Here is a 14,743-nt window from a genome sequence, read left to right on the forward strand (position 1 = left end):
ATTATAATCTTATTTACAGGGAGATGTCCAACAGGGCAAGATATAAATGTAAAGGGATGGGTGTAATGATATTTATTCGGTATGAAAATTGGAAAAGTTATCTCCGGTATTACCCGGTAACATGTCTTCTCATTGTAGCTAACGTGATTATGTTTATGCTCATGGCGTTCAATGGTGGATCCACCAATATACAAACACTTGTTGATTTTGGTGCAATAGTTGATGTTAGCCCGTATAAAGAGGAACTGTGGCGTTATGTGGCGGCAATTTTTTTACATAATGGGTTTTCCCATCTATTCTTTAATAGCTTCGCTCTACTGGTATTTGCACCGCCTCTGGAGCGCTTGCTTGGCTGGTGGCGATATGCAATTCTTTATGTGGTAGGTGGAGTTATTGCGAATATTCTAACGGTTGCAATCAGCAGTCGCTCAGTATTAGAGGTAGGTACGGTCTCGGTAGGTGCTTCTGGAGCAATCTACGCCGTCTATGGCGCATTTTTATACATTGCTGTTATTCAACGGGCGATGATGGACGAAGGCTCGCGAAAGACGTTATACGGTTTGCTTGTAATTGGGATCATTATGTCGTTTGCAACACCAAATGTGAATTGGGTTGCACATATCGGAGGCTTGGTTTCTGGCTTTTTCCTATATGGACTTATTATTCGTATATTCAATAAAAGCCTAAGACAGGGGCGATGATGGAGTGGAGCTAAGACAGCTGCAATATTTTCTAAAGGTAGCCCAAAAAGAACATGTAACAAGAGCGGCGGAGGAACTTCATGTAGCGCAGTCTGCGGTAAGCCGTCAGATTCATCAATTGGAGCAAGAGCTAGGGGTTGACTTGTTCATGCAAAAAGGGCGTAATTTGCAGCTTACGCCGGTTGGACAGCTCTTTTGCAAGCGGGTGGATAGTATTCTTAAGGAATTGGAACATTCGGTAAATGAAGTGCATGAATTTCTAGATCCGGAACGTGGAGAGATTCGTATAGGGTTTCCTCACAGTCTTGGAACGCATCTTATCCCGACTATCGTTGCAGAATTCCGCCAGCACTATCCCCATGTCAAGTTTCGCTTTAAGCAGGGCTCTTACCCTTCGTTGATAAAGGACGTATTATCTGGAGAGGTGGATTTAACATTTATTTCGCCTTTTCCGGAAAATGATGAGCATGTCTCTGGAGATATTGTTATGACTGAAGAGTTATTTGCAATACTTCCTCAGAATCATCAGCTGGCAGGAGAATCTGAGATCCGACTGGAACAGCTTCAAAATGAAAAGTTTGTGCTATTCAGTCAAGGTTATTCTTTGAGACCGATCGTTTGGCAAGCGTGCTTGCAAGCGGGTTTTCAGCCGCAGATTGCATTTGAAGGTGGGGAGACTGATACCATTCGTGGTTTAGTGGCGGCAGGAATGGGTGTAAGCCTTCTTCCGGAGATGGCGTTCTATCAGACGAACCCTCTCCAACCGGCTCAAGTAAGGGTTGTGGAGCCTGCTGTGACGAGGACGGTTGGTTTGATATACCGAACAGATAGTAAGTTACCGCTGGTTGCACGTTCGTTTCGGACTTTTTTGATATCCTATTTTAAAGCAAGACAAAATAATACCCCGGTTGGCTCTTAGCCTACCGGGGTTTCTTTTTGCGCTGTATTTGTATTAGTCGCGGTTACCTAAAAAGACGGTAATCAAACGTAGCAGCTCGAGTAAGGAAACAAGCGCGGCGGCAACGTACGTTAATGCAGCTGCGTTTAGGACTTTGGCTACTCCGCGTTCCTCTTCGTTACGAATGTAGCCTTGCTCTACCATGACTTGACGTGCCCGGTTGCTGGCATTGAATTCAACAGGTAGTGTCACAAGCTGGAAGGCAACAGCGGCCGAGAAGAAAATGATACCAAGGCCTACAAGATTAAAGTAACCGAATATAAATCCTGCCATAAGCATGAATGGTGCTATACCTGATGCGAAATTAACTACTGGGAACATCCGGTGACGTAGTGTTAACATAGGATAACTTACTTTATGCTGAATGGCGTGACCCACTTCGTGACAAGCGACTGAGACAGCTGCGATAGAACTCTCATAATATACGGGTTCTGATAAGCGTACAACTCTGTGAATCGGATCATAGTGGTCAGAAAGTGTACCTCTTACAGGCTCAATCGGAACATCGTGAAGTCCATTTGCGTCGAGCATACGTCTAGCTGCTTCATATCCTGTCAGACCGTTTAAGTTGGCCACCTTGGACCATTTGCTGAATGTCCCTTTAACTCTGAACTGGGCCCATAATGAAAAAATAAAAGCGATAATTACTAATAGATACATTCCCATAGCTGCATTCCTCCACTGTATTGTAAATATGGTATTTACATTGGCGGTCCTTGCGTAAGCAATAGAAGCCGAATCGCCTCCATGCAGGCCACTCCTTGTGGGAGTAGGTTAGAGAGCGCGCGTCTAGCCTGTCCCGGCTTCAGACCGCTTATAATTGGTTCAAGTGCCTTTACTTCACGTTCTAGTCGCTGCATATGCTGCTCAAGCTCGACTAATTTATCAGATACGTCAGTTTCAGGAGTAGCCTCGCTCCATTTGCTCATCATGGATTTGATTTCTTCCAATGAATACTTGTCATGCTTTAATTGATTAATACGTTCTAAGTCGACCAAGGTTTCATGACTGTAAAGTCGGTAATTCTTGGTGCTTCTTGACTCTGGGGAGATTAATCCCAGCTTCGTGTAATAATCAATAGTACGCTCACTGATATGAGCAGCCTTAGCTAATTCTCCGATTCGATATAGAATCATATCCCCATGTTACCTCGCCTCACTAATCGAATTCGACTGCCCACTGAGGGGAGTCGCTCCTATATTGGTGGTTTCTATTATGCTATCTGTAATGATAACAAACTGGAAACCATACAGTCAAACGTCATACTTTCATAAAGTATATGCATTAATAAGAGGTTAATTCATGAAATGAAAATGCGTTGTTTATATACAATACACTCAAACTCCATATGATATCAAATTTGAACCGATTATGCTCCTTAAAATAGCTCGACTATAAACATTACATTTAATGTTATGTTTATAGAATAATCAATAAGAATAATTCGATAAAAAGTAATATTAGAGCGGATGTTCACGTAGTTATTTCAATGTATTTCATGGTTGTATGGTCCTAATATTCTGATATAGTCCAAGCGCACTGTGGAAAATTTGCGGGTTTGATGAAAATAAAATAAAAACATTCCCAAAAATAGTCTTGTCAATTTACCTGACTTCTGATTATAATGACATTAAGAGTTTCACGCTTTGTTAGAAAATATAACACTGGGGAGTGGGGTAAAAATGAAAAAGAAATGGTTGATGATGTTACTGGCCATGATTACGCTGATGGTTTATCCGGTGAGTGCTTTTGCGGCGGACGGTCCAACAAATGCAGATTTGCAGGTCGGATTGGATACCGCGTTTACCTTCCTGGCATTCATCTTAGTTTTCTTTATGCAAGCAGGGTTCGCAATGCTTGAAGCAGGATCAGTTCGAATGAAGAATGCAGGTCACGTAGCCGGTAAGACAGTACTGACACTAGCCATTGCGAGTGTATGTTTCTGGGCCATTGGCTTTGGACTTGGCTTCGGTAACGGTAACGGCTTCTTCGGTACCACAGGCTTCTTGTATGGCGGAGATTCAACAGCATCTTCATTTGAATCACTTGCATTTTCTGATGTTACTTTAAATGTTAAATTCTTGTTCCAAATGGCATTTGCAGCAGTTTCCTTAGCTATCGTATCTGGAGGCATGGCAGAACGTGCAAAGATAAGTGTGTACATTATATTCGGAATTCTATTCTCAATCGTAATTTATCCTGTCGTAGCACACTGGGTATGGGGCGGCGGCTGGTTGGCTGAGCTGGGAATGCAAGATTATGCAGGTTCCACGGTTGTCCATCTTACAGGTGCCACTGCAGCGGTAGTGGCAACCATATTGCTTAAGCCACGACTTGGTAAGTTTAATAAAGAAGGTAAACCTGTTATTATTCCAGGTCATAATCAAGTATTTACTGTACTCGGTGTGATTATCCTCTGGTTTGGTTGGTTCGGATTCAATCCAGGTAGTGCTTTGTCCCCAATGGGAGGTTTCTTTGGTCACGTAGCATTAACTACGAATATCGCAGCAGCAGCAGGCGGCTTGGCGGCATTAATTGCTTCTTGGTTGTATTTTGGTAAATCTGATATTCCAGCAATGCTGAATGGTGTTTTAGCTGCATTAGTTGCGATCACTGGTGCATGTGCTTACGTTGAACCATGGGCAGCAATCATTATTGGTTTAGTAGCGGGTGCGTTCACATTCATGACTTCCCAATGGCTGGAACGTGCTGGACTTGATGATCCAATTTATGCTTTCTCAGTACATGGTATTGCGGGGATGTGGGGCGCGGTTTCCACGGGTCTGTTCGCTGCACCGGATCTTATCACTAAAGGCGCTTTGGTAGGGGAAGCCGGATTGTTCTACGGTGGAGGTTTCCACCAATTGGGTGTTCAAGTGCTTGGGGTAGTAGGAACATTTGCTTTCGTAGCCGTGCTTTCTTTCATTATTCTATATGTAATGAAGGTAACAACAGGACTTCGTGTTACGGAAGAAGAAGAATTGATGGGTCTGGATATCAGTGAGCATGGTACTTATGGATACCCTGAACAAATGAAATTAATTGCAGAATCGGAATCCAAAACCCTTAAACAATAATATTAATCCTGAGAATAGGGAGGCGGACCGTGTGGCTTCGATGGAGTTAACAGATGGGTATAATGAAGAAAGCTTTAGGACCATCGTTTTAGCCGGTTCGCCACAGGAACTTAGAGAGAGGCGAATTGCCTGCCAAAGTATTCTTCTGGAACAGTTGAATGTAATTCCTATTGAGGAATGGATGTTTCGTGTGAATACAATGCATGATCTTATTGCAAAGACTGCAGTACTAATATGTGAGGCGCAGATGAAAGAGGCGGGCTATGGCCCGCCTCCCTGTGCTTACTCCTTTATTGTGTTTGGTAGTTGTGGAAGGCAAGAAGCCACTCTGTGGAGCGATCAGGATAATGGTTTGATCGTTGAAGGTGAACCGGATGGGATGAAGAATAGATACTTTGAATCTTTTGGAATGATGTTATCCGATCTGCTTGAAGAAGTTGGATATGAGAAATGTGCAGGAAAGGTAATGTGCTCCCAAGGGATGTGGAGGAAGACGTTATCGGAATGGAAGGAGCAGTTGAAGGAATGGAGAAACCAGTTGGAATGGGAGCCTATTCGGTATCTTATCATTTCTTCGGATATGCGCCATGTTGCGGGAAATAGGGAGTTATCAGCATTGTGGCAAGCGGCTTTCTATGAGGGTTTTATTGATAATGAGGAGTTGTCTGTGGCTGTTCTTCGCAATACAGTCCGCCATAAAGCGACTTTAAATCTTTTGGGGAAGGTGTTGACAGAGCGCTTTGGGGATTATGCAGGTGGATTCGACATTAAGTATGGAGTCTATATCCCGCTAGTGAACATTGTCAGACGCTTGTCGTTATTGCATGGCATTAAAGCTAGCTCGACCTTAGCGCGAATTGAAGCGCTTGACCGGCTTAATGAGTATCAATATTTGAATGCTATTCGGCAAGCTTTCTTGTTGGCTATACGGATGCGAGTGAACACGCCTATTAGTGTGCAGGATGGATTGTTAGTCAGTAGTGATTATGTTACGGAGAGTGAACTGAAGAATAAGCAGCTGTTGTCTGAGCTGCGTGAAAGTCTGCTGCTGGTTAGACGCCTTCATCGGGTGTTGCAGCGTCAGCTCCGCTCAGCGGAAAGGTGGCGAACATGAGGGAGCCGAACAAGAACGGAGGCTTTTGGAATAATCTGAGACAAGGTGGAATGCCTTCGGCAATTGCTTCAATGAAAGGTGGAGAAACGGCTCATCAAACTGCGCAGCAAATGGCCTATATCCGCTCACTTATGCGAGAGAAGCGTCGTCCTGAGGTGCTACGTACTCCGCTGTGTGAACTGGAGACGGTTATCTTTGATTTAGAGACAACTGGATTCTCCCATCAGCATGGGGATGAAATCATGTCTTTTGGTGCAATTAAGGTGGTTGGAGAGGAAATTAAGGAAGAGGAATGCTTTTATACCTTGGTGAATTGTCAGACAGCAATTCCGGATGATATTACAAGATTAACAGGAATAACGGAAGAAATGACGGGGTCTGCCCCCTCCTTAATAGATGGTCTTCATAATTTCATGTCTTTTGTGGGACAAAATGTGCTGGTAGCACATGCAAGCTCACACGATAAAGCTTTCCTTAATGCGGCGCTATGGAAAACTTCTAAAGTTCAGCTTACACACAGGGTGCTGGACACGATGATGCTTGCACGTTGGCTCGAGCCACAGCGAAGTAACTATTCGCTCGATGAACTGCTATTAGTTCATGAAATTCCAATTCAAGGCCGTCACCATGCGTTAGAAGATGCCAAAATGACAGCCCAGCTGTGGGTAGCTTACCTTCGGGAAATTTCGGAACGGGGCCAAGTAGATACCTTAGGTGATTTATATGCTTATTTAAGTAGAACGTGAAGCGGGGCATGAGATAGTTCAGGGAATGGTATTCCTTGTTCATTTAGCGACCGCTCAATATAAAATCCATTCAGCAATGGAGAACAATCATCTTCAGTTCTCGGAGAACCAATAAGGTAGACCTTAAATTCAGATCCTAGTGCTGCTAGTCCTATATAATCAGCGACCGAAGGGATAGGTTCTGAATTAGGATGGGAATGAAATAAACCGATGAGTGTCGGCTCATTATAAAGCACATGAATCCACTCTTCAGGGTGGGGAATAAATGTGTGCAGCGGGTCTGGCGCTACGTTGCGCATAGGTACGTAAGTATCGATGAGCATGCCACCCGCTGCGGCAGCACCCAGCAGGACTCCACATGCTTCATGTGGATAACTGGACAGCAGGTGCTTCCCCAGTGCTTGCTGTACGGAATATTTCAGTCTTATAGGCTGGACATTTCCCTGTAATGCTGCCATTTGTTCACCCCTCTCTCTTCATTAGGGTTTCGTCGCTGACGAAACTCTCTTTTTTATTATAATCCATATATTTTTCCATAAAAATTGGATGGTTTGAAATTTAACCTGATGAGGGTACAATAGTAGAAAACTATTCCAATTGCAAAGGAACAGAGCGCTATGAAACCAAGCAACAAATTAAATATAACCGTATTACTCTTAGTTGTGTGTATTGCAGGTTTTGCTGTATGGCATAATCGTGAGCCGAAGGCTGAAGCTGTTTTTGGACAACAAGATGAGTCGCCGATGAAAGTAGGACCTAAAGCTGGACTGCTCGCGCCTTCATTTACACTCCAAGGTACGGATGGGACTACCTATGTAGTAGATGGGCCAAGAGAGAAAGCGGTCATTGTTAATTTCTGGGCATCTTGGTGTGATCCCTGCAAGCTGGAAGCTCCAGAGCTCAACGCCATGGCTACTAAGTATAAGGATGTTCTAGATATTTACGGTATTAATGTGAGTAGTCAAGATTATAAACCCAATGCAGAACGTTTTATCAAGAAATACGGTCTTGTGTTCCCGGTGATGTTTGATATGAAAGATGAGGTGTATAGCAAATATAACGGAGCTGTATTTCCTACCAACGTACTTATTGACAAGAATGGAGTGATTTCTGAGATCATTTTGGGCGTTATTAGTCCGGAAGAGCTGGAGGAGAAAATTATCAAGCTTACCGAATCGTAAAATTGATTCACGCTATCAAAATCGCAAAGGTTAACAAAATGGTTGTGTTGTACAAGGGTAACGGAGGCTAAAAAAAATAATCAGGGAAATTCTCCCTAAAATACAGAGATTCTTCGTCATCCAACTCATAATTAGGGAAAACATCCCTATAATTTAGTTGTTTTGGTTGGAAATAACGAAATCACCCTGACTTTTAGGGAGGAATTCCCTGTTTCTGTTCATTTAGAGCGAAAATCAGCTATTTTTAGGGAGTTTTTCCCTGATCGCTCTAACGCCTAACGTACATAATCTATGGCTTTAAGTCAGACGTCGTTATACAGCCTATTTGATAAAAAAAGAAGCCACCCCATACGTAGAATACTACTTTTGGGAAGCTTCTTTTTTGTCTTACAAAAGTCTATAAGGGATTAATTAATGATTGACCAGGCCTCTTGGCTCGTTGCTGGTCGTCTTCTCATTCTCCAACGAGAGCTCATTGAGAAGTGCGTAACGCATACTGTCAACAAGCGCTTCCCAGCTGGCTTCAATGACGTTACCGGAGACGCCAACCGTACTCCAAGTGTCTGTGAAGTTCTTGGATTCAATCAATACCCGTACTTTGGCAGCAGTCTGATCCTGTTCGTCTATAACACGGACTTTATAGTCGGACAGATGCATTTCCTTCAGTTGCGGGAAGTAGGTCTGCAGCGCTTTACGCAGCGCGTTGTCGAGTGCATTGACCGGACCGTTACCTTCAGCAGCGGTATAAAGGTTCTCATTGCCAACCTTCAGTTTAACGAAGGCTTCAGATACAACTGGATGCTCTGCGGTTTTTTCGACTAGCATCTTGAAGGATTCAAAGGTAAAGGTTTCATTCATCTCGCCTGTAGCTTCCCGAAGCAATAGCTCCAGCGAGGCATCGGCACCTTCGAATTGATACCCCTGATGCTCCATCGTTTTGATTTTCTCGATCACCCGGCGAGCTTGCTCGCTGCTTGGATCCAAATTCAAACCCATATCTTGCGCCTTGGAGAGCACATTGCTCTGTCCAGCCAGTTCAGAGACCAGCACACGTTGTTTATTCCCGACAAGCTCAGGAGCAATGTGCTCATAGGTCCGTGAATCACGCATGATAGCGGAGACATGGATTCCACCTTTGTGTGCGAAAGCTGCATTTCCGACATAAGGTTGATTTACCGGCAGATTAACATTGGCAACTTCACTAATATAACGTGCTGTGTTCGTAAGCTGCGGTAAAGAATCATCAGGAATACAGTGGTATCCCATTTTAAGCTGAAGGGTAGGGATGATGGAACATAGGTTGGCATTGCCGCATCGTTCGCCGTAACCATTAATGGTACCTTGAACTTGCCGTGCTCCAGCACCGATGGCGCTAAGGGTATTAGCTACCGCCAGCTCACAGTCATTGTGAGTGTGAATTCCGAGGTTTGCTCCAGGTAGCTGCCCAGCCAGAGCGGTAACAATCTCATGAATTTCAAAAGGCAATGTTCCACCATTGGTGTCGCACATGACAAGCCAATCTGCTCCGGCTTCCCGGGCTTTGGACAGGACGGCTGCTGCATACTCAGGATTGTTCTTGTATCCGTCGAAGAAATGCTCGGCATCAAAAATCACTTCAAGGCCTTGGCGTTTCAAGTAGGATATGGAGTCGCCAATCATGGCGAGATTCTCCTCAAGCGTAGTCTGTAATGCAGTGTGTACATGAAAATCCCAAGATTTTCCGACGAGTGTAGCAGCAGGAACCCCTGCATCAATCATACGTTTTAAATTGTCATCGTTTTCGGCCAAGGAATTCTTCCGCCGAGTGCTGCCGAACGCTGTGATTTTGGCGTTCAGATGAAGCTCCTTGACTCTTTTGAAAAATTCAATGTCTTTATTGTTGCTTCCCGGGATGCCACCTTCAATATAGTGCACACCCAGATCATCGAGCTTCTTGGCAATCTTCAGCTTGTCGTCAGCCGACAGACTGATGCCTTCACCTTGGGTGCCGTCGCGTAATGTAGTATCGAAGATGGAGATGGACTTAGACATGAGTGTCCTCCTAAAAGTTTTGTAAGCTTCGTCTTCCGGATTCACTTCGTGCAAAACTCACATCGGAAGCATTGGCAAGGGAAATGAATTTATATATTATAGCATTTTTACGCGGGAATGTAACAAAGAACTTTACAGCCTCTTAAGTTGACCTAACCGCAGCGGAGAGGTATTCTAAATTGGACAATAGAGACCCTGAGGATAAGAAGGTAGATATTGTGCAGAATGTTGATCAGTATTATCCAACGAGTGGCAGGGTCATCCTGCATGTGGATATGAATGCTTTTTATTGCTCGGTACATGAGGCAGAGGATCCTGACCAATTCAGAGGTAAGGCTACTGCGGTTGCGGGTAGCGTTGAATTGCGGAAAGGGATTATTGTTACTTGTTCCTATGTCGCCCGCAGATTGGGGATCTCGACGGGTATGCAGGTTCAGAAGGCGCTTCGTATTTGTCCATCGCTTATCGTTATTAAGCCGGACTTCCATTTATACCGCAAATATTCTAATGCGTTTATGCAGATTTCTTATAGCTATACACCATTATTGGAGGCAGTGTCGATAGATGAATGTTACTTAGATATAACTGGCTCTCGACAATTCGGTACGCCTATGGAAATTGCGGAAACTATTCAGCGCCGTATAATGGAGGAATTGGGCTTGCCATGCTCCATTGGTATTGCTCCAAATAAGCTCCTGGCGAAGATGGCTTCGGATTTAAAAAAGCCAAATGGTATTTCGGTGCTGCGGCTGCGTGATGTACCTAAGATTTTATGGAACAAGCCATGTAATGAAATGTTCGGTATCGGTGGAAAAACGGCAGAGAAGCTCCGTAAGCTGGGAATTTACAGCATTGGTCAATTAGCGGCGTCTGATGAGAAAATGCTGGTTGAGAACTTTGGAGTTATGGGCTCATGGCTAAAGCGTGCAGGGAACGGCATCGATCATGGGATAGTAAATCCTGAGCGAGAACAAAGTAAGTCGATCGGACACACCACTACACTGCCTCGGGATGTTATTGGCCTCGCTGAGGTACGCCCCATTTTGCTGAATCTAAGTGATCAGGTAGCGCGGCGCTTGCGAAAGCAAGGGCTTGTGGCTTCAGGTGTGCAGCTTACCATTCGGACGCCGGATATGAAGACCATTACTCGTTCGCGTCAGCTTGAGGCACCTTCAGAGAGTGGAGAAGATATTTACAAGTCTGTCTGTGATCTTTATGTTCGACATTGGAATGGCGAGAAACCAGTCCGACTGCTTGGTGTGACCTTGCAAGGATTAATCGCAAAAGAGGATTCTGCCATTCAGCTGGATTTGTTCGATTACGAACAGCAGCCTAAGAAAGAGTCACTGACCAAGGCCATGGATATGCTTCGCAATAAGTTTGGTGAAAATGCAGTTTTGACCGCTGGGATGTTAAGTGACACCCATTCTGCAAGACTCCGTAATCATAAGGAACGAGGCACCTCACTGCAAAAGGATAATCTGTTGTCTGTTGAGTCAGATAAAGATTGAAAAAACGTGTCGAAATTGATACTATAGAATGCGTCAGAAATGCAAACGTATTGAAATCAATTGAAATTGTATTCTTTTTATATTAATATGAGAAAAATAAGACGCTGGTTCAACAGCGCAGCATTGCTTAACGGGAGGCAGAGAAAAAATGGCTAAGTACACTTGGGTCGAAAAAGACACTTGTATCGCTTGTGGTGCATGTGGCGCAACGGCTCCTGATATTTTTGATTACGATGATGAAGGTTTGGCAGAAGTTATTTACGAAAATGACAGAAACTGCGGTGTGACAGCGATTCCGGACGATTTGTTTGATGATCTCCAAGATTCCTGTGATGGTTGCCCAACCGACTCCATTAAAATTGCGGACGAACCTTTTAACAAAGAAGGTTAATTACTCGATAAAGAGTAACGTGCGACACCAGATAAAGACATCTTCTGCGAACATTTTGTTCGGCTAGGGATGTCTTTTTTGCTGTGTCTGACCGATATTAATAAAGTAGGAATTATAAACTCTCGGAGGTTCCGATGAAGAACTCACAGCACCTCAAAGCATATGTACAGATGCACCCAGATAACAAAATGGCATGGTACTTGCTGGGGAAGGAATACTATAAGAACGGTCAACATGGAAAAGCTAATTATTGCTTCAATCAGGCTGGTGAAGTGTATGAGGCTTTCGAGCATAGTAAGGTACCTGCTGAAATGCTGCGCGATTACGAAGATGGATTGCTGCAAGCGAGTCGCCAGCGTGAGCGCGGCCAACAAAGATTGCGATACATATCACTGGCGCTAATGCTTCTTATACTGTTAATGGTACCTTCAGCAGTGGCTCCGGGTATTGGTGTTACAGAAGAGCAAGAAGTCCTTCAAGACACGGCAGCTCCAGAAGTCAAAGATCTGTCAGATCCAAAAGACTCCGTCCAAGAGCCAGTTATTGAGGCGAAAAAAGTGATGTATACAGCGCAGGAAAATGCAACTGAGGCTTCGCAAGGGAAATTAATGGCGAAAATGCTAATACGTAAAGAACCTTTTGAAGCTGCTGCGTTAGGGATGGAGCGAGAGGGAAAGTGGCTACTCTGGAAAGAAAAGCTTCCGCTAAATTTCACACTGCAAAAGAATGGAAAGGGCCGGATGGTATATCAGTCTTACGATCCTAAGGTATGTGCATGTGAGCCGCCAGAGCAAGGGCAACTCGCCAAGGATGGAGCAGAATGGCAGGGTGAACAAGAGGAGCTTGCCACACTATGGAGTGCAATCCGGGCTTATCAAGATGCTAAAGGGAAGCTTCCAGATACAATAGCGGATTTGACGGGATCTTTTCCTGAGAACTGGATAGGTGGGACGACAACCGTCATGAAGCGGGAATTCAGCCCTCTTAAAGCGGTGGCTAAGAACAAGATGGCACCGGGAACAGAAGACATAGCGCAGCCTTCAAGCTCATCTAACGATGGTGTGAGGATTATACCGACAGCATTAAGTGTGAGTGGAAGTGTTGCGAGTGACGTTCCTTTTTTTGATCAGCCGCTAAGGGTCGTTGTAGATAAACAAAATCACCGATTGGCGGTAGTCAGCGGTTCTATTATTCTACGAAATTATGAGGTAGGACTTGGCGGAGATAAGACACCAGAGGGCAATTTCGTGATTACAGATAAAGTAGTCAATCCAAATGGTCGAGATGATGGGGATTTCGGTAGCAGAGGGCTTCAGCTTTCAGACAGTAATTATGCTATTCATGGCACGAATGAGCCTGACAGTGTGGGTAAGGATGAATCCCTTGGATGTATTCGAATGGGCAGAGGAGATGTGGAGGAGCTCTTCGCGCTGATTCCTAAAGGTACAACAGTAGTGATTAGTAAAGGGGTTCTGCCTGAAAAGCAGCTTGTGCCGGCTAAACGCTTCAGCTCTACTGCTAAGCATGATCAGACCAACCCCCATAAAGTATACCACTGGCTGAATTAGTTTCCTGCAACGATAAACAGAACGATGATTAGAAGAATTAGTAAAGTTAAACTGACGCCGATCCACATTAGCGCTTTACGGTTAACTTCTTCTTTCTTTTGCTGCAAAGTTGGTGGTTTACGTTTAGTAGACATACTGGGCATACCTTCTTTCTCTCTTAATCGCTGATTACACCTATATTGTAATGCGTTTACAAGAAAATTACTATACTCTGCGTTATGTACGCAACATACTCGCACTGTAAAATACTTTTCTTTTGTTCAAGAAAAGGCTAAAATTAAGAAGAAACCTACAGAAACGGGTAGACACGTGGATTAGTGAAGTACCCCTTAAGGAGCGAGAACGGTGTTGTATCGTAATTTTGGTAAACCAATTTTTTTCAAGATTGATCCCGAGAAGGCTCACCATCTCGTCATAGGTGGATTGGATAAATCGTCATCCGTGCCAGGTGGAAGCGCGGCGCTACGCTTAATGTACGGAGTTCCTGAAACGGCGGATTTAGCGGTTGATCTGTTTGGCACGCATTTCCCGACGCCAGTTGGTCTTGCTGCAGGTTTAGATAAAAATGCCGATGCGGTAGTCGGATTCTCTTCGATCGGGTTTGGATTTATGGAAGTGGGCACGGTTACCCCTAAGGGTCAACCGGGTAATGATAGCCCTCGATTGTTCCGTCTTCCTTCGGATGAAGCGCTGATTAATCGAATGGGCTTCAATAATGAAGGGGCTGATGCTATGGCACAGCGTCTGAAGAAATTAAAGAATCGGAGAATTCCTATAGCAGTTAATATTGGCCGGAATAAGATAACTAGTAATGAAGCGGCTCATGAAGACTATCGTCAGTGCATCCGTACGCTTTATCCGTACGGTGATTTTTTTGTGGTCAATATCAGCTCTCCGAATACACCTGGTCTTCGCAATCTCCAGCATGGCAGTGAATTATCGTTCCTGCTGGCGCAAGTGAAGGAAGAAATGGAGATTCAGCGTAAAGCGACCGGGATTACCAAAAGCTTGTTGGTTAAGATAGCACCAGACGTAAGTGATGGAGAGCTGGAGTATATGGTTCAGACGCTGACAGAAGCTGGTATGGATGGTATTATTGCTACGAATACTACATTGAACCGTGATGGACTTAGTCATGAAAAGGCTAATGAGACGGGGGGCTTAAGCGGCAAACCGCTGCGGGACCGCTCAACGGAGATCATTCGCAGTATTTATCGCCAGACGGAAGGGAAGATGCCGATCATAGGATCAGGCGGCATTTTCACCAGTCAGGATGCGTATGACAAGATAAGAGCAGGTGCGAGTCTGGTTGAAATTTATACAGCTCTCATCTACGAAGGACCGGAGGTTAACCGCAAATTGCATGCCGGATTACGGCAGCTATTACGGCGGGATGGATTCAGTCATATCTCTGAAGCAGTGGGTGCTGATCATCACTGAAGGAGACGAAAGGACAGGAGGACGA

At 44.5% G+C, this 14,743-nt stretch carries 15 protein-coding genes; 10 read left to right on the forward strand and 5 right to left on the reverse strand.

Translation table 11 applies throughout. From position 1 onward, the window contains the following. Positions 1-65 precede the first annotated feature (65 nt). Complete coding sequence (locus CA600_RS19815; protein WP_094872279.1) at positions 66-701, forward strand: rhomboid family intramembrane serine protease; 636 nt, start codon at positions 66-68, stop codon at positions 699-701. Between the two features lie 4 nt (positions 702-705). Next, complete coding sequence (locus CA600_RS19820; protein ID WP_042186843.1) at positions 706-1,620, forward strand: LysR family transcriptional regulator; 915 nt, start codon at positions 706-708, stop codon at positions 1,618-1,620. 33 nt (positions 1,621-1,653) lie between these two features. On the opposite strand, the gene CA600_RS19825 is transcribed toward CA600_RS19820, so the two are convergent. Beyond that, entirely contained in the window at positions 1,654-2,325 is a 672-nt protein-coding gene (locus CA600_RS19825; RefSeq protein ID WP_042186846.1) for a zinc metallopeptidase, read from the reverse strand. Between the two features lie 35 nt (positions 2,326-2,360). Further along, a complete protein-coding gene (locus CA600_RS19830; RefSeq protein WP_042186848.1) occupies positions 2,361-2,795 on the reverse strand; it encodes a MerR family transcriptional regulator in 435 nt (144 codons plus the stop codon). A 546-nt stretch (positions 2,796-3,341) separates the two neighbouring features. On the opposite strand from CA600_RS19830, the gene CA600_RS19835 reads away from it, so the two are divergent. The 3 genes from CA600_RS19835 to CA600_RS19845 are packed head-to-tail and all read left to right on the forward strand — an operon-like array spanning position 3,342 to position 6,596. Further along, positions 3,342-4,736, forward strand: a complete 1,395-nt coding sequence (locus tag CA600_RS19835) for an ammonium transporter (RefSeq protein WP_094872280.1) — start codon at positions 3,342-3,344, stop codon at positions 4,734-4,736. Between the two features lie 40 nt (positions 4,737-4,776). Further along, the gene (locus tag CA600_RS19840; protein WP_094872322.1) at positions 4,777-5,850 is read left to right on the forward strand and encodes a DUF294 nucleotidyltransferase-like domain-containing protein; all 1,074 of its coding nucleotides are present in this window, start codon (positions 4,777-4,779) and stop codon (positions 5,848-5,850) included. Next, a complete protein-coding gene (locus CA600_RS19845) occupies positions 5,847-6,596 on the forward strand; it encodes an exonuclease domain-containing protein (RefSeq protein WP_094872282.1) in 750 nt (249 codons plus the stop codon). The genes CA600_RS19840 and CA600_RS19845 overlap by 4 nt, the downstream gene beginning before the upstream one ends. Here CA600_RS19845 and CA600_RS19850 read toward each other — a convergent pair. Next, positions 6,578-7,054, reverse strand: coding sequence for a Mov34/MPN/PAD-1 family protein (locus tag CA600_RS19850; protein WP_094872284.1), 477 nt, complete (start codon positions 7,052-7,054; stop codon positions 6,578-6,580). The two genes, CA600_RS19845 and CA600_RS19850, sit on opposite strands and share 19 nt — an antisense overlap. A 159-nt stretch (positions 7,055-7,213) precedes the next feature. Here CA600_RS19850 and CA600_RS19855 point away from each other — a divergent pair, with 159 nt between their 5' ends. Beyond that, positions 7,214-7,777, forward strand: a complete 564-nt coding sequence (locus CA600_RS19855) for a TlpA family protein disulfide reductase (protein WP_094872285.1) — start codon at positions 7,214-7,216, stop codon at positions 7,775-7,777. 411 nt (positions 7,778-8,188) lie between these two features. Here CA600_RS19855 and cimA read toward each other — a convergent pair whose 3' ends face one another. Then, positions 8,189-9,808 (reverse strand): citramalate synthase, encoded by a 1,620-nt coding sequence (gene cimA, locus CA600_RS19860; protein ID WP_094872287.1) that lies wholly within the window; start codon positions 9,806-9,808, stop codon positions 8,189-8,191. A 179-nt stretch (positions 9,809-9,987) separates the two neighbouring features. Here cimA and CA600_RS19865 point away from each other — a divergent pair, with 179 nt between their 5' ends. The 3 genes from CA600_RS19865 to CA600_RS19875 all read left to right on the forward strand — a co-directional run bounded on the left by CA600_RS19865 (position 9,988) and on the right by CA600_RS19875 (position 13,278). After that, entirely contained in the window at positions 9,988-11,319 is a 1,332-nt protein-coding gene (locus CA600_RS19865; RefSeq protein WP_373455897.1) for a DNA polymerase IV, read from the forward strand. 148 nt (positions 11,320-11,467) lie between these two features. Then, positions 11,468-11,710 carry a ferredoxin gene (locus CA600_RS19870; RefSeq protein WP_042186857.1) on the forward strand — a complete coding sequence of 81 codons (243 nt, stop codon included), beginning with the start codon at positions 11,468-11,470 and terminating at the stop codon, positions 11,708-11,710. 134 nt (positions 11,711-11,844) lie between these two features. Beyond that, complete coding sequence (locus tag CA600_RS19875) at positions 11,845-13,278, forward strand: L,D-transpeptidase family protein (protein ID WP_094872289.1); 1,434 nt, start codon at positions 11,845-11,847, stop codon at positions 13,276-13,278. Here the strand turns inward: CA600_RS19875 and CA600_RS31315 are convergent. Continuing rightward, complete coding sequence (locus CA600_RS31315; RefSeq protein WP_167348489.1) at positions 13,275-13,412, reverse strand: hypothetical protein; 138 nt, start codon at positions 13,410-13,412, stop codon at positions 13,275-13,277. The genes CA600_RS19875 and CA600_RS31315 overlap by 4 nt on opposite strands. Before the next feature lie 211 nt (positions 13,413-13,623). Here CA600_RS31315 and CA600_RS19880 point away from each other — a divergent pair, with 211 nt between their 5' ends. Beyond that, positions 13,624-14,718 carry a quinone-dependent dihydroorotate dehydrogenase gene (locus CA600_RS19880; RefSeq protein ID WP_094872290.1) on the forward strand — a complete coding sequence of 365 codons (1,095 nt, stop codon included), beginning with the start codon at positions 13,624-13,626 and terminating at the stop codon, positions 14,716-14,718. Positions 14,719-14,743 lie beyond the last annotated feature (25 nt).

The organism is Paenibacillus sp. VTT E-133280 (genome assembly GCF_002264385.1).
Classification (GTDB): Bacteria; Bacillota; Bacilli; order Paenibacillales; family Paenibacillaceae; genus Paenibacillus_AQ; species Paenibacillus_AQ nitricinens.

What these genes read in the sequence shown, in the direction of transcription:
- CA600_RS19815 (WP_094872279.1), top strand. Translation starts at nt 66, where the DNA reads ATGATATTTATTCGGTATGAAAATTGGAAAAGTTATCTCCGGTATTAC.
- CA600_RS19825 (WP_042186846.1), bottom strand. Translation starts at nt 2,325, where the DNA reads ATGGGAATGTATCTATTAGTAATTATCGCTTTTATTTTTTCATTATGG.
- CA600_RS19830 (WP_042186848.1), bottom strand. Translation starts at nt 2,795, where the DNA reads ATGATTCTATATCGAATCGGAGAATTAGCTAAGGCTGCTCATATCAGT.
- CA600_RS19835 (WP_094872280.1), top strand. Translation starts at nt 3,342, where the DNA reads ATGAAAAAGAAATGGTTGATGATGTTACTGGCCATGATTACGCTGATG.
- CA600_RS19840 (WP_094872322.1), top strand. Translation starts at nt 4,777, where the DNA reads ATGGAGTTAACAGATGGGTATAATGAAGAAAGCTTTAGGACCATCGTT.
- CA600_RS19845 (WP_094872282.1), top strand. Translation starts at nt 5,847, where the DNA reads ATGAGGGAGCCGAACAAGAACGGAGGCTTTTGGAATAATCTGAGACAA.
- CA600_RS19850 (WP_094872284.1), bottom strand. Translation starts at nt 7,054, where the DNA reads ATGGCAGCATTACAGGGAAATGTCCAGCCTATAAGACTGAAATATTCC.
- CA600_RS19855 (WP_094872285.1), top strand. Translation starts at nt 7,214, where the DNA reads ATGAAACCAAGCAACAAATTAAATATAACCGTATTACTCTTAGTTGTG.
- cimA (WP_094872287.1), bottom strand. Translation starts at nt 9,808, where the DNA reads ATGTCTAAGTCCATCTCCATCTTCGATACTACATTACGCGACGGCACC.
- CA600_RS19870 (WP_042186857.1), top strand. Translation starts at nt 11,468, where the DNA reads ATGGCTAAGTACACTTGGGTCGAAAAAGACACTTGTATCGCTTGTGGT.
- CA600_RS19875 (WP_094872289.1), top strand. Translation starts at nt 11,845, where the DNA reads ATGAAGAACTCACAGCACCTCAAAGCATATGTACAGATGCACCCAGAT.
- CA600_RS31315 (WP_167348489.1), bottom strand. Translation starts at nt 13,412, where the DNA reads ATGTCTACTAAACGTAAACCACCAACTTTGCAGCAAAAGAAAGAAGAA.